At 69.5% G+C, this 22,239-nt stretch carries 22 protein-coding genes; 10 read left to right on the top strand and 12 right to left on the bottom strand.

What is annotated here, in order from left to right:
- Positions 1-36 precede the first annotated feature (36 nt).
- Positions 37-744 carry an ABC transporter ATP-binding protein gene (locus tag ON19_RS21380; protein WP_051169144.1) on the bottom strand — a complete coding sequence of 236 codons (708 nt, stop codon included), beginning with the start codon at positions 742-744 and terminating at the stop codon, positions 37-39.
- A gap of 518 nt (positions 745-1,262) precedes the next feature.
- On the opposite strand from ON19_RS21380, the gene ON19_RS21375 reads away from it, so the two are divergent.
- The 3 genes from ON19_RS21375 to ON19_RS45000 all read left to right on the top strand — a co-directional run bounded on the left by ON19_RS21375 (position 1,263) and on the right by ON19_RS45000 (position 5,676).
- A complete protein-coding gene (locus ON19_RS21375) occupies positions 1,263-2,576 on the top strand; it encodes a sensor histidine kinase (protein ID WP_051169136.1) in 1,314 nt (437 codons plus the stop codon).
- Between the two features lie 217 nt (positions 2,577-2,793).
- Complete coding sequence (locus ON19_RS21370; RefSeq protein ID WP_174377716.1) at positions 2,794-3,483, top strand: response regulator; 690 nt, start codon at positions 2,794-2,796, stop codon at positions 3,481-3,483.
- Between the two features lie 63 nt (positions 3,484-3,546).
- The gene (locus tag ON19_RS45000; RefSeq protein ID WP_043695656.1) at positions 3,547-5,676 is read left to right on the top strand and encodes a serine/threonine-protein kinase; all 2,130 of its coding nucleotides are present in this window, start codon (positions 3,547-3,549) and stop codon (positions 5,674-5,676) included.
- A gap of 46 nt (positions 5,677-5,722) precedes the next feature.
- Here the strand turns inward: ON19_RS45000 and ON19_RS21360 are convergent, their stop codons facing one another.
- From ON19_RS21360 to ON19_RS42055, 8 genes are all read right to left on the bottom strand, one after another.
- Positions 5,723-6,121 (bottom strand): rhodanese-like domain-containing protein, encoded by a 399-nt coding sequence (locus ON19_RS21360; protein WP_043695653.1) that lies wholly within the window; start codon positions 6,119-6,121, stop codon positions 5,723-5,725.
- The gene (locus ON19_RS21355) at positions 6,118-6,666 is read right to left on the bottom strand and encodes a cysteine dioxygenase (RefSeq protein ID WP_043695650.1); all 549 of its coding nucleotides are present in this window, start codon (positions 6,664-6,666) and stop codon (positions 6,118-6,120) included. The genes ON19_RS21360 and ON19_RS21355 overlap by 4 nt, the downstream gene beginning before the upstream one ends.
- Positions 6,667-6,782: 116 nt before the next feature.
- A complete protein-coding gene (locus tag ON19_RS21350) occupies positions 6,783-8,048 on the bottom strand; it encodes a cytochrome P450 (RefSeq protein ID WP_051169134.1) in 1,266 nt (421 codons plus the stop codon).
- A gap of 361 nt (positions 8,049-8,409) precedes the next feature.
- Positions 8,410-9,369, bottom strand: a complete 960-nt coding sequence (locus tag ON19_RS21345; RefSeq protein WP_043695647.1) for an SRPBCC family protein — start codon at positions 9,367-9,369, stop codon at positions 8,410-8,412.
- A complete protein-coding gene (locus ON19_RS21340) occupies positions 9,366-9,689 on the bottom strand; it encodes an ArsR/SmtB family transcription factor (RefSeq protein ID WP_043695644.1) in 324 nt (107 codons plus the stop codon). The genes ON19_RS21345 and ON19_RS21340 overlap by 4 nt, the downstream gene beginning before the upstream one ends.
- 70 nt (positions 9,690-9,759) lie before the next feature.
- Complete coding sequence (locus tag ON19_RS21335; protein ID WP_043695641.1) at positions 9,760-10,347, bottom strand: TetR/AcrR family transcriptional regulator; 588 nt, start codon at positions 10,345-10,347, stop codon at positions 9,760-9,762.
- A 167-nt stretch (positions 10,348-10,514) separates the two neighbouring features.
- The gene (locus tag ON19_RS21330; RefSeq protein ID WP_083899522.1) at positions 10,515-11,645 is read right to left on the bottom strand and encodes a Gfo/Idh/MocA family protein; all 1,131 of its coding nucleotides are present in this window, start codon (positions 11,643-11,645) and stop codon (positions 10,515-10,517) included.
- 581 nt (positions 11,646-12,226) lie between these two features.
- Positions 12,227-12,382, bottom strand: coding sequence for a hypothetical protein (locus ON19_RS42055; RefSeq protein WP_157229775.1), 156 nt, complete (start codon positions 12,380-12,382; stop codon positions 12,227-12,229).
- Positions 12,383-12,549: 167 nt separating this feature from the next.
- Here ON19_RS42055 and ON19_RS21320 point away from each other — a divergent pair, with 167 nt between their 5' ends.
- The 6 genes from ON19_RS21320 to gatB all read left to right on the top strand — a co-directional run bounded on the left by ON19_RS21320 (position 12,550) and on the right by gatB (position 18,317).
- On the top strand, positions 12,550-13,440 hold the full coding sequence (locus ON19_RS21320; protein ID WP_051169133.1) for a serine hydrolase: 891 nt from the start codon (positions 12,550-12,552) through the stop codon (positions 13,438-13,440).
- 82 nt (positions 13,441-13,522) lie between these two features.
- Positions 13,523-14,557: an ATP-dependent 6-phosphofructokinase gene (locus ON19_RS21315; protein WP_043695730.1), complete on the top strand. Its 1,035-nt coding sequence runs from the start codon at positions 13,523-13,525 to the stop codon at positions 14,555-14,557.
- Positions 14,558-14,668: 111 nt separating this feature from the next.
- Positions 14,669-14,821: a hypothetical protein gene (locus tag ON19_RS42050; protein ID WP_157229774.1), complete on the top strand. Its 153-nt coding sequence runs from the start codon at positions 14,669-14,671 to the stop codon at positions 14,819-14,821.
- 68 nt (positions 14,822-14,889) lie between these two features.
- Positions 14,890-15,333 (top strand): hypothetical protein, encoded by a 444-nt coding sequence (locus tag ON19_RS21310; RefSeq protein WP_043695634.1) that lies wholly within the window; start codon positions 14,890-14,892, stop codon positions 15,331-15,333.
- A 37-nt stretch (positions 15,334-15,370) separates the two neighbouring features.
- A complete protein-coding gene (locus ON19_RS21305; protein WP_043695631.1) occupies positions 15,371-16,747 on the top strand; it encodes an alpha/beta hydrolase family protein in 1,377 nt (458 codons plus the stop codon).
- A 64-nt stretch (positions 16,748-16,811) separates the two neighbouring features.
- Complete coding sequence (gene gatB, locus ON19_RS21300) at positions 16,812-18,317, top strand: Asp-tRNA(Asn)/Glu-tRNA(Gln) amidotransferase subunit GatB (protein ID WP_083899527.1); 1,506 nt, start codon at positions 16,812-16,814, stop codon at positions 18,315-18,317.
- 22 nt (positions 18,318-18,339) lie between these two features.
- On the opposite strand, the gene ON19_RS21295 is transcribed toward gatB, so the two are convergent.
- From ON19_RS21295 to ON19_RS21285, 3 genes are all read right to left on the bottom strand, one after another.
- On the bottom strand, positions 18,340-19,281 hold the full coding sequence (locus tag ON19_RS21295) for an SMP-30/gluconolactonase/LRE family protein (RefSeq protein ID WP_043695623.1): 942 nt from the start codon (positions 19,279-19,281) through the stop codon (positions 18,340-18,342).
- A 105-nt stretch (positions 19,282-19,386) separates the two neighbouring features.
- Positions 19,387-20,019 carry an NAD(P)-dependent oxidoreductase gene (locus tag ON19_RS21290; protein ID WP_043695619.1) on the bottom strand — a complete coding sequence of 211 codons (633 nt, stop codon included), beginning with the start codon at positions 20,017-20,019 and terminating at the stop codon, positions 19,387-19,389.
- Entirely contained in the window at positions 20,016-20,969 is a 954-nt protein-coding gene (locus ON19_RS21285; RefSeq protein ID WP_227954659.1) for an EamA family transporter, read from the bottom strand. The genes ON19_RS21290 and ON19_RS21285 overlap by 4 nt, the downstream gene beginning before the upstream one ends.
- A 79-nt stretch (positions 20,970-21,048) precedes the next feature.
- On the opposite strand from ON19_RS21285, the gene ON19_RS21280 reads away from it, so the two are divergent.
- Positions 21,049-21,936 (top strand): LysR family transcriptional regulator, encoded by an 888-nt coding sequence (locus ON19_RS21280; RefSeq protein ID WP_043695617.1) that lies wholly within the window; start codon positions 21,049-21,051, stop codon positions 21,934-21,936.
- Positions 21,937-22,239: the final 303 nt, after the last annotated feature.

Genomic DNA, 22,239 nt, shown 5'->3' with positions numbered 1-22,239 from the left:
TGGTGACGCTGCGCTGCCGACTCCGAGCCTGACCGCTCATGCGTTGACCGTCCGCTCGACCTTGTCGTTGGACCCGATCCGTCCGTCGCGCAGGGTGATCACCCGGTCGCAGTAGGTGACCGCGCCCATATCGTGGGTCACCATCACCACCGAACTACCGGAACCGGCGATCTCCCCGAGCAGTTCGAGGATGGCGGCGCCGGTCTTGGAGTCGAGGTTTCCGGTGGGCTCGTCGGCCAGGATCAGGGGCGGGTCCATGATCAGCGCCCGCGCCACCGCCACCCGCTGCATCTGCCCGCCGGACAGTTCAGCGGGGCGGTGTTCGGCCCGCTCGGCGAGCCCGACGCGATCGAGCAGTTCCAGGGCGCGCGGCTTGGCCTTGCGCAAACCCGTGCCGTCCAGCAGTTTCGGGATCGCCACGTTCTCCCATGCCGAGAGCGTGGGCAGCAGGTTGAAGAACTGGAACACGAAACCGACCTGGTGACGCCGGAATGCCGACTGCTGTTCCTCGTCCAGCGCGCCGATCTCCTCGCCGCGGAACCGGATCGAGCCCGTGTCGGGACTGTCCAGGGCGCCGAGCAGGTGCAGCAGCGTGCTCTTGCCGGAACCGGAGGGCCCGATGATGGAGGTGAATTCTCCCGCCTCGATCCGCAATCCGACGTCATCGAGCGCGCGGACCGCCTGGCCGCCCACCCGGTACTCCTTCGTCACGCCCGATAGTTCCAGCATTGCCGGTTCCGGCATCGTCGTCCCCCGCTCCGTACGGTCGATCAAAGTTCTTCGTTCCTCGTCGCGCGCTACCGCGCCATGGCCTCCGACGCGAGTTTGCGGCGACGATACTGTGCGTCGAGGACCGCGCAGCACCGGCTGTTCGGCCGCCAGCTCGAGATAGGCCTCCATCGTGGTCAGCCCTTGGTCGAGTTTCGCGGCGAAATGGAGATTCCACCGGTAGCGCAGCGTGAGCAGTAGCCCGTCCGCGTCGCCGAACAGCCGATCCAGGTCGGGGATTCCCTCGAACAGGTCGGGATCGGCCGGGTCGAGCGCCGCGCGGGTGAGCACGGTGTGCACGATGTCGGTTCGAGCGTGTTGATCCGTCCAGGACATGGCCATCGCCTTCCTCTGTGAACTATCGCCAACGCTACGGACGCGACCGCGTTGTTGTCGTCGTGCCAGGGACCCGAATGCGTCTCCGCCCACGGTAGGAGGAGCGGCCCGCTCGCGGGACGATGTACCGGCCAGGACGCGGCGGCTAGCCTTACAGAATGGGTTCGACCGGCGTATCCGAAGCGCCGCCCGGTACGCCTCGCGCCGGCCGCGTGCGGGCTTCGATGCGGCGCATCCGGGAGCGGTGCGCCGAGTTCGCCCGCGATCCGGTCGCGGCGTTCCGGCGCAGCGTCGAGGAGTTGCCCTACGACTACCCGCCGTCGATCATCGTCAGCGTCGATGTCGCGGTGTTCGCCGTGGCGATTGCGGCGGCGGTGCAGCGGCACAGCTACTTCCCGACCCTGCTTCCGATCATCGCGGTGCTGCTGACCTGTGCTTTCGGTCCGCTGCACGCGTTGCTCGGCGTGCTGCCGCGCCCGCTGCTGCTCGGTGTGCTCGCCATGGCGGCCGAGGCGCTGTTCCTCGCCCAGCCGGTCGCGGCCGACTTCGCGCCGTTCGTCCTGGTGGCGGCCGCCGGTGAGATCGCGGCGATCGCGCCGAAACGGGTGAGCATCCCGGTCACCGTCGCGATGATGCTGCAGTTGGTCGCCTTCGACGCGATCGGGCATGTGCCGGAGGGGCTGCCCACCTACCTGGTCGGCATCGCGTTCGGCTGGATGGCCGGGCTGATGCTGCAATATCAGCGCCGCTTCCTGTACCAGGAACGTGGCTACCAGGACATCCGCGCGGCCCAGGCCGCCGACGAGGAGCGCCACCGGATCGCCCGCGAAGTGCACGACGTGATCGCGCACTCGCTCAGTGTCACGCTGCTGCATCTCACCGCCGCCAGGCACGCGCTGCAGACCGACCGCGACGTGGACGAAGCCGTGGAGGCGCTGACCGACGCCGAGCGGCTCGGCAGGCAGGCGATGGCCGACATCCGCCGCACGGTCGGCCTGCTCGACGCGCGGCCCTGGAAACAGGTCCCGGAGCCGGGCGTGGAGGACATCGAGGACCTGATCGGCGATTTTGTGCGGGCGGGTCTGGACGTGCGCTACGACCGCGACGGCGATCTCGGCGCGGTGTCACCCGCGGTCGGGCTCGCGCTGTACCGGATCGGTCAGGAGTCGCTGGCGAACGTCGTCAAACACGCGCACGGTGCGTCCGCGCGGGTCCGGCTCGCGGTGGACGCGACGTTGGTGACACTGACGGTGGACAACACCGTGCCCGCCGGGCTGCCCGCGCAGCGCGGCGCGGGCATGGGGCTTTCCGGCATGCGCCAGCGTGCCGAACTGCTCGGCGGCCGGATGACCGCGGGCCCGTCCGACCGCGGCTGGTCGGTGCGCGCCGGTATCCCGCTCGCGCCCGGCCGCGGCGGATTCTCGTGTCCGGCGCCGCCCGGCGCCGCGACGACCGGACGGGAGAGCACATGAGCGAGTGTCGGCGAGTGAACAGACGGCACAGCTCGCCGTCGCGAACGAGGGGTCCGAGCGCCCGGCGAGGCGGCAGCCCTGAACATGTCGAGCGGCTCGTGATGCCGTCCGTGCGCGCCCCGGCGAGGTTCGTGAGTGAGCGCCGGCGAGTGAACCGAGAGCACAGCGCGCCGTCGCGCAGGACGGTGCCGGACGTGAGCGAGGCGCAGTCGTGAGCATGACCTCGCCCGCGAGTGGCGAAGACGCGGTGACCGTGCTGGTGGTGGACGATCAGGAACTCGTGCGCGGCGGTCTGCGCCGCATCCTGCGCAGGCGCGACGGATTCGTGGTCGGCGAGTGCGCGGACGGCGACGAAGTGCCCGCGGCCGTCGCGGAGTTCCGCCCCGATGTGGTGCTGATGGATCTGCGGATGAAACGGGTCGGCGGCATCGACGCGACCAGGATGCTGCGGGCGCGCGACGGCGCCCCGCCGGTTCTCGTGCTCACCACCTTCGACGACGACCAGCTGCTGTCCGGGGCGCTGCGCGCGGGGGCCGCCGGATTCATCCTCAAGGACTCGCCCGCCGAGGATCTCATCCGCGCGGTGCGAATGGTGGCGGGCGGCGGGGCCTGGCTGGATCCCTCGGTGACCGGTCGCGTGCTGTCGGCCTATCGCACGGTGCGCCCGGTACGCACCGCCACCGATGCCCGCCTGTCCGAACTGACCGCGCGGGAGTACGAGGTGCTCGAACTGATCGGGCGCGGCCGGGTGAACGCGGAAATAGCTCGCGAACTCGGCATCTCGGAAGTGACCGTGAAAAGCCATGTGGGACATATATTCGGGAAGCTCGAGCTGCGGGATCGAGCCGCGGCGATCGTGTTCGCGTTTGACCAGGGGGTGGTGACACCCGGAGAATCCACTGTTTGACGGGCACATGCGCACCGCGTGATCTCGGTGTGCGATCGCTGCCCGGGATGCGGAGGAGGACGGGTGCAGGAACCTGGGCCGAGAACCGGAACACGGTTCGGGCCGTACGAACTGCGGTCGTTGCTGGGCAAAGGGGGAATGGGGGAGGTATACGAGGCATACGACACGGTCAAGAACCGTGAGGTCGCGGTCAAGCTGCTGTCGGAAGAACTCGCCAAAGACCCGACGTACCAGGTGCGTTTCCGTCGCGAGTCGCAGGCCGCCGCCCGGCTGGCCGAACCGCACGTCATCCCGATCCACGACTGGGGCGTGATCGACGGTGTGCTGTTCATCGATATGCGGCTGGTCCGTGGCGTCGACTTGCGCACGCTGCTGCGCAACCAGGGCCCGTTGAGTCCGGCCCGCGCGGTCGGCATCATCGAGCAGATCGCCTCGGCCTTGGACGCCGCGCATGCGAGCAACCTGGTGCACCGCGACGTGAAACCGGCGAACATTCTGGTCACGGAGGCGGATTTCGCGTATCTGGCCGATTTCGGGATCGCGCACACCGAGGGCGACAGCGCGGTGACCCTGGTCGGCATGGCCGTCGGCTCCTACGTCTACATGGCCCCGGAACGCTTCGACGTCGGGCCGGTGACCGGCCGCGCCGACGTCTACTCGCTGGCCTGTGTGCTGCACGAATGCCTCACCGGCGCCACACCTTTCCCGTCGGCCAGCATGAACGTGCTGATCAAGTCGCATCTGTCCGACCCGCCGCCGCGCCCGAGCACACAAGCAGGCGGCATACCCGCCGGGCTGGACGAGGTGGTCCGTCGCGGCATGGCCAAGGATCCGGCCGATCGCTTTCCGACCGCGACCGCGCTGGCCAGGGCCGCCCGCGCCGCGCTCGCCGCGGCGCCTGCCACCGGCCCCACGCTCGTGGTGCGCGCGCCGGACCGGACACAGCGTCCCGGTGCGGCGGCCACGCCGGAGTCGACGGGCGAGTTGTCGCTGCCCGCGGTGATCCACCCGAGCGCGCCGACAGTGGTCCGCCTCACGGAGACCCAGTTCACGCCGATCCCGTCGGCGGACGCGCCCGCACCGCCGCTCGGTCCACGAGCGCCGTACCCGCCCGAGGTGGAGTTGCCTCCGATGCGGCCGTTCCCGGACGCGCACCTGTACCCGGAGACCCAGGCGTACTTGGATGCCGCCGGATATCCGCAGGCACCGGACTATCCGGCCCCGCCGACGCAGGTGTATCCGCAGAACTATGCTGATCCCGCGCAGGCGTACGCGGGCGACTCGGCACCGGCAGAACCCGATTTCACGCCGGCCCACGCGGAACCGACCACGGTCCAGGCGTATTCCGAACTGCCGCCGCAGGCGTATTCGCAGGCCCCGGATCGAGCCTTCGCCGAGACGCAGCGTCATCCAGGAGTGGAGAACTACCCGGAGGCCAGGCAATATCCCGATCGCGGACAGCTATCCGGCGCCGGCGCCCCACACGGGATGTCCGACTATTTACCCGCGCCGGACTCGGCTCCGACGCAGTACCTGACACCGGCGGGGGAGGAGGGGCACGCGGTCGGCGCGGTTCATCCGCCGCGAGGTGATTACCCCGCGCACATCGGCGACCCAGTGGGCCGCGACGAACCAGGGTACGGCTACGACGATTACGACGAGGCCGCTTACTCCGCATCGCGTTCGGGCCGATCCATCGCCATGCCCATCATGGTGGCCGTTTTCGCCATCGTCGCGCTGACCGTCGGTGGCGCCGTCGCCTGGCAGTCGTTCGGCTCCGGCGACGTCGAGCCGACCTCGGCCGCCGCCCAGTCCGAGGCGTCCGCGCCGACCGCGCGTCCCGGTACCCAGGCGCCGAGCAGTACGTCGCCGCGGCCCGCGAGGTCCACCTCGGCCGCGCCGACTTCGGTCGCGCTACCCGCGGGTGCGAAGCCGTGCGGCCAGGGCCGAGCGGCCTCCGGGTCGTTCACCCAGTCGGCGACGGGGACGGCGATGACCAGTTGCGCGTTCGCCGAAGAGGTGCGCAAGGCCTACGCAGAACTCGGTACGTCGCAGAACAGCGCCCGCGACGCACCACGCACGGTCGTCGCGACCAGTCCGGTCACCGGCCAGGCCTACACGATGAATTGCCGAACCGAAGGATCGGTCGTCACGTGCAGTGGCGGTGAGAACGCCGTCGTGTACGTCTACTGACGGTGCACCGGCGGCGGGCCAGTCGTAGCCGGTCGGCGTGGCGTCGCTACGGAACGGCCGGGCTTCCGCCCGGGACCACCGGCAGGCCCGCCGCCTTCCAGGCCCGGAAGCCGCCGACGAGGTCGGTCACCCGACGCAGCCCGAGACGGAGCCCGTCGGCGGCCGCGAGACTGGAGGCGTAGCCCTCGTTGCACATGATCACCACCGGAGTGTCCGACGTGATGCCCGGTAGCCGGTGGTCGCCGTTCGGATCGAGGCGCCACTCGAGAACGATCCGTTCGACCACCACGGCGCCGGGGATCTCGCCCTCCTCGCTCCGGTTCGCGTACGGCCGGATGTCCACGATCAGTGCCCCCTGCGACTGCAACTCGGCGGCCTGCTCCGGCGCGACCCGTTCCAGCTGTGCTCTGGCTCGCGTGATCATGTCTTCGGCGCCGGTACTCATCGTTCACCCACTCCACTCGCTGACGTCCCTGCGAAGTCCGCCAGCGTACGGTACTTGCGGACCGGTCGCAGCGGCGGCGAGTACGCGTGCACCGACGCGGCGGGCCACAGTTTGTCGTTGCGGAGCCGGTGCGCTCGGTCGGGGCCGAATCCGATCGTGTCACCGGCCCGCCACTCCGCCGTCCGGACGGAGCCGCCGAGGTGCCGGTATTCCTCGCCGAGTTCACCGACGGTCACGGTGAACGCGCCGGAGGCGCCGCCGTGGTCGTGCGGTTCGGTGCCCTGTCCCGGAGCCCACGACAACAGCCACACCTCGACGCCCATGGTCAAGGCGAGGCGCGTCCACCAGCGCCGTTCGGGGTCGAATCGCACGATGTCCAGCAGTGGCGTCGCCAATTCCGCGGCCACCTCGCTGGTCAACCGGTGTAGTTGCGCGGGTGACCACAGTGCCCGTTCCGGATGGATGGCTTCTCGAACCAGCGGCACGTCGATGTCGGGATGGATATCGCGCGCGTGCTCGATGTGCACCGGAAGGGATGTGGTCACCTGTGCTCCTGACGTGGTCGGTCGGATGAGCGCTGCACGGCTGCGCCGCGTGGATTCTCCACCGTCGCGGCGCGCTTGCCACCGATCACGATCAGCGCGAACAAAATTCGATCGGCCTACCCGAACGCGGGCATGGGAGGCGATTCGGGGAAGACGACCGGCAGCGACACGAGGGCGCGGTGGAATGGACCCGGTCGCCAGCTGAGCGCGTCCGCCGCGACCGCGAGCCGCATCTCGGGCAGGGCATCGAGTAGTTGGTCGATGGCGTCCTGCGCGATCAGATAGGCCATCGATCGCGCGGGGCAGGCGTGCGGCCCGGCCCCCCAGGCGAGATGCGCTCGGTTGTCGGTGTATTCGCCGGTGTGGATCGCCGGGTCGTTGTTGCACGCGGCCATGCTGATCACGACAGGCTGGTGTGCGGGCAGCCACACGTCATCGATGAGGATCGGCTGTTTCGGATAGCTGAAGCAGTAATTGGCCCCTGGCGGGTCGTTGAACAGCACTTCATCGAGGGCGTCTCGGGTCGAGAGGCTGCCGCCGAAGACACCGCTCGCGAACCGGCGGTCGGTGAGCATCAACCGCAGGGTGTTGGCGATCAGGTTCTGCTGCGGCTCGATTCCCGCTCCGTACAGCGTGACCAGCTGGTGGATCATCTCCATGTCGTCCAGGCCCGCCGGGTGGCGCAACAGCCTGGAGGTGATGTCCTCACCGGGGCTCTTCCGCTTCCTCTGCACCAAATCGAACAGCGCGTCGGCGAGCATCGCGTTGCCCTTGTCCGCGTTGACGCCCTCGAAGATGGCGGCCATGCCCACCGCGACCTGCTGGCCGATCTCCGGCGGGCAGCCGAGCACGGAGTTGAGCACCGCGAAGGTGAGCGGGAACGCGTACTGGCTGATCAGATCCGCCGCGCCGTCCTGGCAGAAGGCGTTGATCAACGGACCGGCGATCTGTTCGGTGATCGTATGCAAGACGTGCAGATCTACCGCGCCGATACTCGCCACATTCACCTGCCGGTAGCGCTGGTGCTCGAATCCGGTGCTGCGCAGCGCGTTCGGTCGCCACTCCATCATCGGCAGAATCGGGCACTCACCGGGAATGTCCTGCTGCCAGATCCGAGGGTCCGACGGGAAATGCACCGGGTCGTTGAGGATTCGCAGCGCCGTGTAGTAGCCGATCACCAACGTAGCCGGAACGTTCGGCGCCAGTTCGATCGGCACGAGCGAACCGTATCGGCGTCGCATCTCGCGGTAGGCCCGGTGCGGGTCGGCGGCGAAGGCCTCCGTATACACGGCGACCCGAGGCCCGTCGTTGTCGATGGGCGAACCCTGTTGGACGGGCGAGTCTTTCGGGCTCGCCGAGGTGTTCTGCGGGGACTGTGGCATGGACAAAAGGCGTGACTCCAGGAAGCAGACTCTTCGGCGACGCGGTCGACGCGTGCGGGGCACGCGGGTCGGCTCCACGCCGGTCAGGTGCGTGTTTCGCGAACTGTCCCGGGATCGTAAGCAGTTCGGACCTGGCCGTGGGGTCGTTTGCGCGGACCGATCCGCGAATCCGGAGCTATCCGCCATCGCAACCGCCCCTGACGACCGGCGCGGGCTCGAAGCGGTTCCGGCGCTCCCAGGGCGGCCGTGGATCGGAGAACGGACGCCGGATGGGGTCGAAGCCGTACGGGCACAGCGGATTCCGTCGGCGGCGCGTGAGAACGTCGCCGACCGGCCGATGGCATGGTGTTCGGGCATCGGCCTACGTGCCGAGGTCTGCGGCATACCGTTCGGTGAGTACGGCGACCCGGTCGGTGGGCCAGGGGCAGCGGATGTCGCCTTGGGTGGCGGCGAAGAAGAGCTCCAGGTGCACGTGCCAGGCGGCCAGCAGGGTCGGCCGCAGCCGCGCCAGGTGCGACGGCACGGTCTGGGTGAGTTCGACCCGCACGCCGAGGTCGGGGTCGGCATCGAAGAACCAGCGCACCGTGCCGGCGACGGCGCCGTCGTGCCGCCACTCGTACTCCATCGACCGGTTCGGCTCGACATCGACGATTTCGCCTGCCGAGACATGTTGATTCGTCGACCGCGTCGGTGGAACGGCGCCCACGGATGGCGTCTGCTCCTCGACGAGCAGCGACCACAACGTTTCCAGCGGCTGCCATACCAGGTCGCGGGCGAACCGCAGCACGTAGCCGTCGGCGACCTCGTCGCAGTAGCCGACGTCGAGCCCGAATTCCGCGATATAGCGCTCGATGTCGGCCGTAAAAGTCGTGTCCGGTGCACTGTGCGCGTCGCCGAGCGCGGCGGCGAGCGCGGACAGGCAGCGGTCCCAGCCGGTCGCGGACCTGGCCGCGCCGAGCCGTGCGCGCGGGCCGCCGCCGAGGACGTGGGTGAAGATCAGCAGTGTCCCGTCCCCGTCGGCCACGAGCTCGAATCGCAGCACGTCCTGGTTCCATCGGAACATGTAGACCTTGGGCGGATCGACCTCGAGCACCTCGCCGTCGGAGGCGCTGTCGACCGTCTCGGGCGCCTCGGCGAAAGTGAAGCGCATCGCCGCGCCGGGGCGCAGTGCGGTCGTGACCGTTGCCGGAAACCAGGCAGCCATCTCGCTCGGGTCGCTGATCGCGCGCCAGACCTTTTCCGGTGGATGCGCCAGCCTGCGTTCGAAACGCAGCGTAGGGGCGCCGTCGATGGTGTGCAGCTTAGCTCGGGAATCGTTCACGGTTGTCCTTTCTCGTCGGGCATGGCGTCGAGATGGCGTTCCAGTGCGTCGAGGCTCGCCTCCCACATTCGCCGGTAAGGCGCGAGCCACGCCTCGATCTCGGCCAGCGGTTCCGGCCGCAACCGGTACCAGCGGCGCTGCGCGTCCTGACGCACGTCGACCAGACCCACGCCACGCAGGACCTTCAGGTGCTTGGACACTGTGGGCTGGGCCAAGCGCAGCTCGGTGACCAAGTCGCCGACCAGTCGCTCTCGCTCGCGCAACAGGTCCAGGATCTCCCGGCGGCGAGGCTCCGCCAGCGCCTCGAACGTTGATGCCATATGGGCAATATAGCTCAAGCGGAATATAAGCACCAGCGATAAGTGCGCGAAGGCCCGTCCAGGGCTGCGCTCAGGGCTGCGGCCAGGACCGCAGTGCGAGATCCACGGTGCGGCGCAGGTGGGACGGTTTCGCGCCCGCGGCCGCCTGGACCGCGATCCCGTCGGAGATCGTCATGAGGTACCGGGCGAGGTCGGCCGGCTTGCTGTCCTCCGGTAGGTCCCCGTCGGCGCGTGCCTGCTCCAAACGCCGCCGCAGCGCGGCCTCGCCCGCGAGGCGGATCGCGACCGCGCTCTTGCGGCTGTGCTCGGCCTCCGGCCCGCAGGCTTGGACGCTGCGCACCGAGAGGCAGCCGGGGCTGTCGTGCCCGGTGGTCAGCTCGATCGCGCCGCGCAGGAAGGCGGCGGCGACCGCGCGGGCGCTCGGGAGTTCGAGGGCTTCGGCGACGTAGTGTCCGGGTCCGTCGACATAGCGTTCGAGCGCGCGATCGAACAGCTCGGCTTTACTGCCGAAGGCGGCGTACAAGCTCGGACGGTTGACGCCCATCGCCGCGGTGAGATCCGACAGCGCGGCGCCTTCGTAGCCGTATCGCCAGAACACCTCCAGCGCTCGATCCAGTGCGCTATCGATGTCGAAGCTGCGCGGCCGCCCTCCGGGCATGGACACCTCCCAGTTTCTTACCTATCAGTACTGTACTGGGTGCCGCTGCGGCGAGCCGTGAAGTTTGCTACCCGCCGGTACACAATGTCTTCGCGGTTGTCTCTTCTCTCGGAGCGGCTCGTTCCGTCAGGCGGCTGTCGTCCGCGGTTCGGCCAGATGACGAGGATTCACAGCGCGGTGACCTGGCGGCGCATGCCGGTTTCCGCCGCCGCGGTGACGGCGTCGAGCAGACGGCGCTGCCGCAGGCCGATGGTGAAGTCGGGACGGGCGGTCCTGCCCTCGGCGATGGCGGTAGCGGTCTCGCGGTAGAGGCCCGCCACGTGGGCGATCGGGCCTGCGGGCAGGGTGGACGGCAGTCGGCGGTAGTGGTCCGGGATCTGCATTTCGCTGACGGCTCCGTCGTTGCCGCGCAGCTCGATGCGCCAATCGGCCCAGTGCAGATACATTCCGGCTTGGACCGGAGTGATGGTGAGAGTTCCTTCCGTGCCGCGGATGTAGAGCGCGAATCCGTGCGGTGCGTCCGCATGTCCGCCGTGCACCGTCACCGTGACGACGGCCCCGCAGGCCAGGCGGCCGGCCACGGCCAGTTGCCCGGGCTGTCGATTCGGGACGGTGCGGCCGGTCCCGAGCACCGTCAGCTCGTCGTGCAGTGTGGCGAGGACGGCGGATACTTCGGTGAGCTCACCGGCCAGGTGTTCGAGCACGCCGAGGACGTGTCCGGCCATGATGGTCAGCAGGCCGCTGCCCTTGCCGGGATCGGTGCTCCAGGCGAGTTCCGGCCGAATCGAGCTGCCGCCGAACGGATCTCCCGCGGCCACGAGGGTGATCGCCGAAACGGCCCCGATCCGACCGGCCGCGAGTAGGTCCTTGACGAAGTTCACCGACGGCGAGTGGTAGCCCTGGAGCATCACGGTGTGCACCACGCCCGCCGTCGCCGCCGCGGCGGTCAGCTCGGCGGCCTCGGACGCGCTCGTGCCCATCGGCCACTCGCAGACGACGTGCTTCCCGGCGGCGAGCGCCGCGCGCACCACGGCCGCGTGCCCCGGTGACTTGATCGCCGCCACAACCAGATCCACTTCCGGATGCGCCGCCAGTTCCGCCGCGTCGGTGAACGCGTGCGGGGCGCCGGCGGCTTCGGCCGCGGCTTCGGCCGACGCGCGCTTCGTGGTCGCCACCGCCGTGACGCGGAACTCGGGCAGCTGGGCCAGCGCCGGTAGATGGGTGGCGGCGGCCCAGCTTCCCGTGGGATTCGCGCCGACGATGCCGACACCGAGCGGGGCGGTGGTGCGACCGGTCATGCATGCTCCTAGTTCTGTACCGTTTGGTAGTAAACTAGACGTGACACGCCCGCGAGGCAACCGTTGAAGTACCGATCGGTAAATAACTCGTCGGCTGTTGCTGTTGGGTGGGTGCGCTCCCGGTCCGGGCTGTCTCCCGGTGGTTGCTGTGGGATTGCGAGTCCCAGCGCACTGGGCTGGTGCCCCGCGGTGGCAGTGCCGGGGCCCGACCTGTCCCGATGCGGATCGCCGTCGCAGAGGGGAATCCGAAGTCGGCAATGTCGTCCCGGCGAGCTGGTGCCGATCCGGCGGAGGGCGCCGTCGCGGGCGGTCTTCGGCTGGACTCGATCCGACAGCGCCTCGCGCTCGGTGACCGTCGGTCCGATCGGGTGCCGGTCTCCGTATCCCGACGGTTCGAGGGGCGTGTGCCGGTGGTTACCGGTCGGGCCGGAGCGCATGCGTCGTGAAGCCCTCCGAACGCGCTCGCGGGAAGTCGAAACCGGAAGGCTGTCGCCTGGGCACCCGATAAATCCTGCGGTAATACTTCAATGCTATTGAGCCTGACCGGCGTGCGGCGCTCTGTTCCGCAGTGGCTGTGGCGGTCAGGCGTTTTCGGTGAACTGGGGCGTAATCGAATCATCTAGTACGTTCTCCGGGATAACGAGAAGCAGTTCTCGGGTGAGGTCGGCGGCGAACAGCGTCGCCGGTACCGATCCCGGCCGCTCGGCGACATCGGGCGGGTAGGTGGAGGTGTCCATGCTTGTTGACCACGCCGTCGTCATCTGGCGGGGCCACAAGAGTCAGCCGACCCATGGCCGCGGCCCCTGCCGTCGCGGTGGGCGGTCGGCGAGGCGGGCCGGTGCGGTGTCGGGACGCCGAACCGATCTCGCAAGCCGGCCGAGTTCGCGAAAAGAATGTGTCGAAAATGCTTACTGATCGATTCCGCAAAGCTCGAAACGCTCTCGGGTGCGCGGCGCTCGTCGTCTCTCTGGTAGCCGGATGCGGAGCCGACCGCAGGGAAGACCCGGCATCCAGCGAACCCACCATCACCGAGGCCGCGGCGCGTACCGACCAGAAGGGCCTGTCGCTCATCGTGCCGGGCACCCTGGCCGCGAGCTATGCCGAGCTCGCGGCAGGCGTGCGCGGGAAGCTCGGGATGGCCATCATGCCGGTCGGCGCGGAGCAGGCGGTCACTTTCGGCGAATGGACCAGCGGTCCGGCCTGGTCGACGATGAAAGTCCCGCTGACCATCGCCGCTTTGCGGCGCAGTCCGGGCAGCTCGAATTACGCCGCGTCGGCGGCGATCACGCAGTCCGACAACGCCGCGGCCGACGTGCTGTGGCAATCGCTGGGCACCGCGCAGGAGGCGGCGCAGGCCGTGCAGGCGGTGCTGCGCGAAGGCGGCGACAACAAGACCGTCGTGCCCGCCACCCGGGCCCGTTCCGAGCATTCGGCCTTCGGGCAGGCCGAGTGGTCGCTGACCGACCAGGTGCGGTTCGCCTCGCGCCTGCCCTGCCTGCCTCAGGCCGACCGCGTGACCTCGCTGATGGAGCAGGTCGTCGTCAGTCAGCGCTGGGGTCTCGGCGAGTTCACCGGCGCCGAATTCAAGGGCGGCTGGGGACCGGACACCTCCGGCGCCTACTTGGTGCGGCAGTTCGGGATCATCAGCATCCCCTCCGGGCAGATCGCGATCGCGGTCGCGGTGCAGCCCGAATCGGGAACGTTCAACGACGGCATGAACGTTCTGGACAAGCTCGCCACGGTCGTCTCCGAGCATCTCGACGAGCTGTCCGGGGGGCGCTGCACCGCGGCATGAGCTCGTCCGGCCGGGCCGGTGTTACACACCGTTCACGGGGGTGGGGCTGCCCGGATCGGACATGAAGGGCAAGATAGCGGCCATGCGCATCGGAGTTCTGACCGGAGGCGGAGACTGCCCAGGGCTGAACGCGGTCATCCGTGCCGTCGTTCGCACCGCGAACGGCCGTTACGGAGACGCGATCGTCGGCTTCGAGGACGGGTGGCGCGGCCTATTGGAGGACCGGAAGATCCAGATCAGGAACGACGACCGCACCGACCGCATTCTCACCAAGGGCGGCACCATCCTCGGCACCGCCCGCACCAACCCCGACGTGCTGCGCGCGGGCCTGGGCCGGATCAAGCAGACCCTGGACGACAACGGCATCGATGCGCTCATCCCGATCGGTGGCGAGGGCACGCTCACCGCCGCGAGCTGGCTGTCCGACGAGGGCGTGCCGGTGGTCGGCGTCCCGAAGACCATCGACAACGACATCGATTGCACCGACGTCACTTTCGGCCACGACACCGCGCTGAGCATCGCCACCGAGGCGATCGACCGGCTGCACACCACCGCCGAGTCGCACCAGCGCGTCATGCTCATCGAGGTGATGGGCAGGCACGCGGGCTGGATCGCGATCAGCGCGGGCATGGCGGCGGGCGCGCACCTGACCCTGGTGCCGGAGGTCCCGTTCGAGGTGGACGAGGTATGCGCCATGATCAAGCGGCGGTTCCAGCGCGGCGACAAGCACTTCATCTGCGTCGTCGCCGAGGGCTCGCACCCGGCGCCGGACTCCGGATTCACCTTGCGCGAGGGCGGTATCGACGAGTTCGGCCACGAGCGTTTCACCGGCGTCGCCCAGCAGCTCGGGGTGGAGATCGAGCGGCGCATCGGCAAGGAGGTCCGCACCACCGTGCTCGGTCACGTGCAGCGCGGCGGCAGCCCCACGCCCTACGACCGGGTGCTGGCCACCCGCTTCGGCCTGCACGCCGCGGAGGCGGTGCACGCGGGGAAGTTCGGTCAGATGGTCGCGCTGCACGGGACTTCCATCGACCTGGTGCCCCTGTCCGAAGCCACCAAGCAGCTCAAGCGGGTGCCCGCGGATCGCTACCGCGAGGTGGAGGCGTTCTTCGGCTGAGTTCGGTGCTGGGCGTCCGAGTCGGGACAAAGTGCATCGCCCCGGAGGGCATCGGATGCCATCATGGATTCGTGATCAGGACTGTCAGTCATCATTCGCGACGGTCGTCCAGTGGGTGAGCCGCGCCGGTTGGCGGCGAGGCCTCCGATCAGCACTGCCGAGCTGAAGCGACGGTTCGCTCGCTGGGCTGGTATCGGCACCGCTGCCGAGGAACGCGCAGAGGTGGACGCGGTCTTCGGCGAAGACCGGATCGATGACCAGTGAGCACAGGCGCACCAGTGATCGAAACCGCTTCTGCGAGTCCGTACCGACGCCCGGCTACCCTGGCCGGTATGGCCGAGCTCCATGTGAACGATCTGCCGGACCCTACCGTCGATGTACTGCGCCGCCGGGCGCGCGCGGCGGGGCTACCGCTGCCGGACTACATCGGGCGCGAGCTGGTCGCGCTGGCGCGGCGGCGCACCGCCGACGACACGGTCGTCGAATTCTTGGAATCCGAAGGACGCGACTTGGGCCCGGAGATCGATGAAGACGCCGTGGCGCTCGTCCAGAGCTACGACCTGCCCATCGAGGCGCTCGGCGTCCTCGGTCGCCGCGCTCGCTCCGCCGGGTTTGCGCTGGGAGAGTATGTGCGTCGCGAACTGATCCGCAGCGCTCGACAAGCCACCGTTGACGACGCGCTGCTGGAGTTCCGTGAGGTACAGGAACAGGAGCCGGGCCTGCGGCTCGACATGGCCGAGATCGCCACGGCGGTGCGGTACGCACGCGGCGAATAGCCGGGGGCCGCGCCGGACTGTCGGTACTGTGAGTCGCATGCGCAGTGGGCGACTGATCGGGTTGGCTCTGTTCGTGATCGCGGCATTGGTGGCCGGGTGTTCGGAGTCGAATCCACCCGAGCCGACCATCGGTGATTGGCACGGTGCCATCGAGGTTCCCGGGCAGCCGCTGCAAGTCGGAGTGACTTTTCGCGACGACGGCACGGCCACCATCGACATTCCTTTGCAGGGTGTGACGGGCGCGCAACTGAAAGACGTCAGCTCTGACCGCAACGGCGTGTCGTTCGCGATCCCCGACATTCCGGGCGACCCGGTGTTCCGCGGCGAGTACGAGTCCGGAACCGACCGGATCACCGGCGATTTCACGCAGGCGGGTCAGAGCTTCCGGCTGGCGATGAGCCGAGGCAAGGTCGAACCGCCCGCCCGCCCGCAGGAACCGAAGCCGCCGTTCCCGTACAAGACCGAGGACGTCACCTATCGCAACGGCGACATCACCATCGCGGGCACATTGACCGAGCCACAGGGTTCGGGACCGTTCCCCGCCATCCTCATGATCACCGGAAGCGGCCCCCAGGACCGCAACGAGGAACTGATGGGCCACAAGCCCTTCCTCTTGCTGGCCGACACGTTCACCCGCGCGGGTTACGCCGTGCTGCGCGCCGACGACCGCGGCGTCGGCGGCACCGGCGGCAAACTGGACGACGCTAGCTACGCCGACCTGGCCGAGGACGCCGCCGCGGGCGTTCGCTTCCTGCGCGCACGCCCGGACATCGACCCCGCGCGAATCGGGCTCTTCGGGCACAGTGAGGGCGGCTACCTCGCGCCGCTGGTCGCCGCGCGCCCGGACAGCGGCGTGGCGTTCGCCGTCCTGATGGCCGGACCGGGCGTCCCCGGCTCGGACGTGCTCGTCGAACAGACCCGCTTGATCGCCGCCGCGAACGGCACACCGCCCGACCAGGTGGACGCCCGGGTGCGCGACACCGCCGAACTGGCCGCCCTGCTGAAAGCGGGTGACCTGGACGGCGCGAAGCAACTGGCCGTCCGGCAGAACCAGGCCCTGCCGGCCGACCAGCGCGTGCCGGACGACCAGGCGGCCGCGCAGATCACGCCGTATCTGGCCGCCCTGGTCGGCTACGACCCGGCGCCCGCCCTCGCCGCCCTGCGCGTCCCCGTGCTCGCGTTCTTCGGCGGCAAAGACCTCCAGGTGCCCGCGGCGCAGAGCGAGCAGCCGATGCGCGACCACCTCGCCGCCGACCCCGACGCGACCGTCCACGTCTTCTCGGGGCTCAACCACCTGATGCAGCCCACCGAGACCGGCCGTCCCAGCGAGTACAGCACCATCGAAACGACCGTCGCTCCCGAGGTGCTCGACTACGTCACCGGCTGGCTGCGGCAGCGGGTCCCGGCGAAGTAGCGCGTCGCCCCACGACGCGAGAGCCGCTGCGCTGCGGCGGGAGCGTTTACCTAAACTGATGGCCATGAGCGCACCCACGGTCGACCTGATGGATTACTCGGATGTCATCGCCCGGTTCGAGCCGGTGCTCGGCATGGAGGTCCACGTCGAGCTGAACACCGCGACGAAGATGTTCTGCGGTTGCCCGACCGAGTTCGGCGCCGAGCCGAACACCCAGGTGTGCCCGGTGTGCCTCGGTCTGCCCGGTTCGCTTCCGGTGGTCAACCAGAAGGCCGTCGAGTCCGCGATCCGGATCGGGCTGGCGCTGAACTGCTCGATCACCCCGTGGGGCCGGTTCGCGCGCAAGAACTACTTCTACCCAGACCAGCCGAAGAACTACCAGATCAGCCAGTACGACGAGCCGATCGCCACGAACGGCCACTTGGACGTGCTGCTCGACGACGGCAGCACCTTCCGGGTGGACATCGAGCGCGCGCACATGGAGGAGGACACCGGCAAGTCGGTGCACATCGGCGGCGCGACCGGCCGCATCCACGGCGCGAGCCACTCCCTGCTGGACTACAACCGCGCGGGGGTGCCGCTGATCGAGATCGTCACCAAGCCGATCACCGGCGCGGGGGAGCGGGCGCCGGAGGTGGCGCGGGCCTACGTGACGGCGCTGCGCGATCTGCTGAAGTCCCTCGGCGTCTCCGACGTCAAGATGGAGCAGGGTTCGCTGCGCTGTGACGCCAACGTCTCGCTGATGCCCGTCGGGGCAACCGAATTCGGCACCCGTACCGAGACCAAGAACGTCAACTCGCTGCGCAGCGTCGAGGTCGCGGTGCGCTACGAGATGCGCAGGCAGGCCGCGGTGCTCGTCGGCGGCGGCACGATCGTGCAGGAGACCAGGCACTTCCACGAGACCGACGGCACCACCTCGCCCGGCCGCCGCAAGGAAACGGCCGAAGACTACCGCTACTTCCCCGAGCCTGACCTCGAGCCCGTCGCGCCCGACGCGGAGTGGGTCGAGCGGTTGCGCGGCAGCATCCCCGAGTACCCGTGGCTGCGCCGCGCGCGCATCCAGTCCGACTGGGGCCTGTCCGACGAGGTGATGCGCGACCTGGTCAACGCGGGTGCACTGGACCTGATCATCGCCACCGTCGACGCGGGCGCCCCGGCCAACGAGGCACGCTCCTGGTGGGTCGCCTACCTCACCGAGAAGGCCAAGGAGCGCGAAGTCGCGCTGGAGGACCTGCCGATCACCCCGGCCCAGGTCGCCGAGGTGATCAAGCTGGTCGACGCGAAGACGATCAACAACAAGGTGGCCAAGCAGGTCGTCGACCACGTGCTGGCCGGGGAGGGCGACCCGGCGCAGATCGTCGAGGCCAAGGGTCTCGGCATGGTCAGCGACGACAGCGCCCTGCAGTCCGAGGTGCAGAAGGCCCTGGCCGCCAACCCCGACATCGCCGACAAGATCCGCTCCGGCAAGGTGCAGGCCGCGGGCAAGATCGTCGGCGACGTCATGAAGGCGACCCGCGGCCAGGCCGACGCGGCCCGGGTCCGGGAACTGGTCCTCGCCGCCTGCAGCTAGGCGGTGAAGCCCCCGCTGCCCGTCAGCGGGGGTTCTCGATCGCGACCGAGCCGTAGGGCGTCGCCGGGGTCGGCGGCGTGGTGTAGCGGGCGTTCGGCAAGTACAGACGCTCCCCGAACGCCGCGACGGTGGTCGGTACGTCGAAGCGCGGGTCGGTGACCCGCCGCAGGACCGTGCCCGTCGTGCCCGCGCGGTCGAGCGCGACCACGGCGATCGCGTTGGACCGGTTCTGGACGACCAACAGCGTGCTCCCGCGCAAGAGCAGCCCGTCGCCACCGGGCAGCGTCTCGGCGCCGAGATCGATCCGCCGTGTCGTGCCGGTCGCCGGGTCTACGCGGAACAGTCGGCCGGTCACCGACTGCATGACGATCAACCCGGTGCCGTCCGGCGTGCGCACGATTCCGTTGGCGTTGATCGCTCCCGGCTCGTAGCGGATGTCGCCGGTCAGCGGGCGTCGCACCACCGCCGCGGTGTGCGGCAGCGCAGTGTCGTCGCCCGCGGGCAGGTGATAGAGCACGGGTGTTCGCGAGTCGGTGAACCACGCGCCCGTGGGGGTGAGCACCACGTCGTTGACGAACGTGTCCGGCGGCGTTCCGAGCCGGTAGCGCGCCGGCACCGCGCCCGTGCGCGTGTCCACGATGCGGGCATCGCCTCCGGTGCCGCCTGCGACGAACAGCCGATCACGGTGGTCGACCTGGAGGCCGAGCGCCGGCGTACCCGGCCCGGGGCTCAGGATGGCGCCGTGCCCGGTCACCAGGTCGGCGCGGTAGATGGAGCCGTCGACCCGCGAGCCGAAGTAGGCGACCGGCTGCGACCCGATCGCGATTCCTTCCGGCTGGAACCCGGCGGGGAGGTCGATCGTGGCCGGGAGAACCGGACGGTGCGCCGCCGTCCGATCCGCGGGTACCAGCGCCGTCGCGCCGAGGCAGGCGAGCGCGACGGAGATACCGAAGATTCGCTTCATCTGATCGTTCCCTCCGTCGTCGTGGTCGCCGGGTTCTTGCGAGCGCCTCCGATCCCGGTGCGACGGATGACCTGCACGGTCCGAGCCGGGCGGCTTGCGGTCCGCTCAGTAACCGACGGTGAAATGCCTGTTCGCGCTGGGATTCTCGATCTCGTCCACGACGGCCACGGCGAGGTCTTCGGCGGAGATCCGGGACGTGCCGTCGGCTCCGGCGACGAGTGTGGTGGTGCCGCGCCGATAGGTGCCGGTGCGCCGTCCGGGTTCGAGGACGGCGGGCGGGCTGAGATAGACCCAGTCGGCCGAGTGCGCTCGGCAGGTCTCCCACTGCGCGACGCTGGCTGCGGCAATGGGGCGGACCGCTTCCGGTACGTACTCCGGGCTGTCGAGAACCAGCCGGTCCGGGCGTCCCGGGTTCCGCAGGGGGGCGGCGCCGCCGACGACGAGGATGCGCGTCCGAGTGGTCATTGCCGCGTCCAGCAGGGCCGTCGTAGTCGCCGTGACGGTGTGTTCCTGTCCGAGGGCCGGACGGGTCGCGGCCACGATCGCGTCGGCACCGTCGAACAGTCTGCTCATCCGGTCGGGGTCGTTCGCGTCGCCCTCGACGGCGGTCACCCCGGCGGGCAAGGTGGCCGGCGGTAGTTTCCGGAATACGGCGACGAGTTCATGGCCTCGGCTCGCGGCTTCGTTGACGACGCGTGAGCCGACCATGCCGGTGGCTCCGACGACGGCGATCTTCATCGAGGTGTCCTTTCGAGTGGGGGTGTCGAGGCAGCGGTCGAGTGGCTCGGAGCGGGAAGCTGCCCCGCGACGATCGCGGCGAGTGCGAGCCCGAACCCGAGGATTTGGACCGGGCCGAGGGTCTGGCCGAGTAGAACGGCGCCGAGAATCGCGGCGACCAGCGGCGAGAGCAGGACGAGAACCGCGACCGAGGTGACCGGCAAGGTGCCGATGCCGCGGAACCACAGGACATAGGCCATAAGACCGCCGACCAGACCCAGCCAGAGGTAGCCGAGGACAGCGGGCGGGTCGATCGCGGGAGGCGCGCCCTCGAAGAAGAACGTGACGGGCAGCAGGAACAGACCGCCCGCGGTGAGCTGCCACCCGGCGAAAGCGGTGGGCCCGGTTTCGGCGGGCCGTCCCCACCGTTTCGTGAGGGTCAGGCCGAGCGCCATCGAGGCCGCCGCGCCGAGACCCGCCGCGACCCCGGCGAGGTCGAGCACCGCGTTCGGCCCGATCACCACCAAGCCGACCCCGACGACGCCGATCGCGCCCCAGGCGAGGCGCCAAGCGGAGGGGTTCTCGTGCAGGACCAGTACGGCCAAGACGGCGACGACGAGGGGCTGGGCCGCCGCCAAGGTCGCGGCCACCCCGCCGGGTAGGCGTTCGGCGGCGAGGAACAGCAGCGGGAAGAGCAGTCCGATGTTGAGCACGCCCAGCACCGCGGCCTTCCCCCACCAGGCGCCACGCGGCAGCGTCCGCGTGATGGCCAGCGCGATCAAGCCCGCGGGCAACGCGCGCAGCAGTCCGGCGAACAGTGGGTGCCCCGGGGGAAGAAGTTCGGTGGTGACGACATAAGTCGTGCCCCATGACGCGGGAGCGAGCGCCGTCAGGAAGGTGCGAGACAGATCGCCCCGGGGAGCGATCCTGCCTGCTCCACCGGAAACGACCTGTGCAGCTGGACTTTTCACACACGCAGTCTCGCTCGGCGATGATAAATGAGTCCAACACATGTTTGTCACTTCATTGATCTCGATACACGATTGATCTATGGAGCTACAGCAGATGCGCTATGTTGTCGCCGTCGCCGAGACGAACAGCTTCACCCGGGCCGCCGAACGATGCCTGGTGGTCCAGTCCGCCCTCAGCCACCAGATCGCGCGCCTGGAACGGGAACTGGGCGCGCGACTGTTCGAGCGCACCAGCCGCCGGGTGCGCCTGACGCCCGCCGGTGCGGCGTTCCTCCCGGCCGCCCGCCAGTGTCTGGACGCCGCCGAGCGCGCGGCCGCCGAAGTCGCCGCGGCGGTCGGGCAGGTACGCGGACGGCTCGCCGTCGGCCTGATCCCCACCGTCGCCGCGGTCGACATCCCGGAGGCGCTGCGTGACTTCCGCGGGCGATACCCGCACGTGCGCATCAGCCTGCGGGTGGGCGCGAGCGAGGAACTCATCGAGAAGGTCGAGCAAGGAGCCATCGACGTGGCTTTCCTCGGACTGCCCACCACGGCGCGTCCCCGAGGCGTCGCCGCCCACGAACTCGCCCGTGACCGCCTCGTCGCCGTGGTCGCGCCGGACCACCCCCTCGCCGGTGAGCCGACCGTCGACCTGCGCAGGCTGTGCTCCGAAGTCTTCGTGGACCTTCCGGCCGGAACGGCCGGACGCCTGCAATCCGACCAAGCCTTCGAAGCCGCCGGTCTCGCCCGAGACGTCGCCTTCGAAGTGACCAGCGCGGACTACATCGCCCGCCTCGTCAGGCCCGGCCTAGCCGTCGCGATGCTCCCCTCCGCCTACGCCCCGCAACTCGAGGGCGTAGTCACCATCGAGGTCGCCGACGCACCGGCCCGCGTCGAATACGTCATCTGGAGCCGAAGCCGCCCACCCGCGGCCACAGCCTTTCTCGCCATTCTCGGCATCACCCCGCAGGACCGGGACAAACCCTGAAATACCTCATCCGCCGCCCAGGTCTCCCGATCAATCGTGGGCCTACAGGACGCACGCGAGGCGCTGTTCGTCGCCGCGTTCGACCGCGACGCCGCGCGGCTCTCCGATGCGGCGCTGCCCTCGGCGTTCGACGCGACCAGCACCATCCGAACCACCGGCTCCGAGCGAAGAGGCCGAGCATCGCCCCGCACGCATTCGCTCGGGTCGGAACCGGTCACCGTTCGCCGCCGCGCCGTCAGCCACGGCACAGCCGAGGTCGCGGTTACGACTTCACTCGACCACACCGGCCCGACTCCCGGTTTC

The organism is Nocardia abscessus NBRC 100374 (assembly GCF_000308455.1).
GTDB lineage: Bacteria > Actinomycetota > Actinomycetes > Mycobacteriales > Mycobacteriaceae > Nocardia > Nocardia abscessus.
The sequence above is the reverse complement of the archived record's forward strand: the minus strand, read 5'-3'. Positions and strand labels throughout refer to the sequence as shown.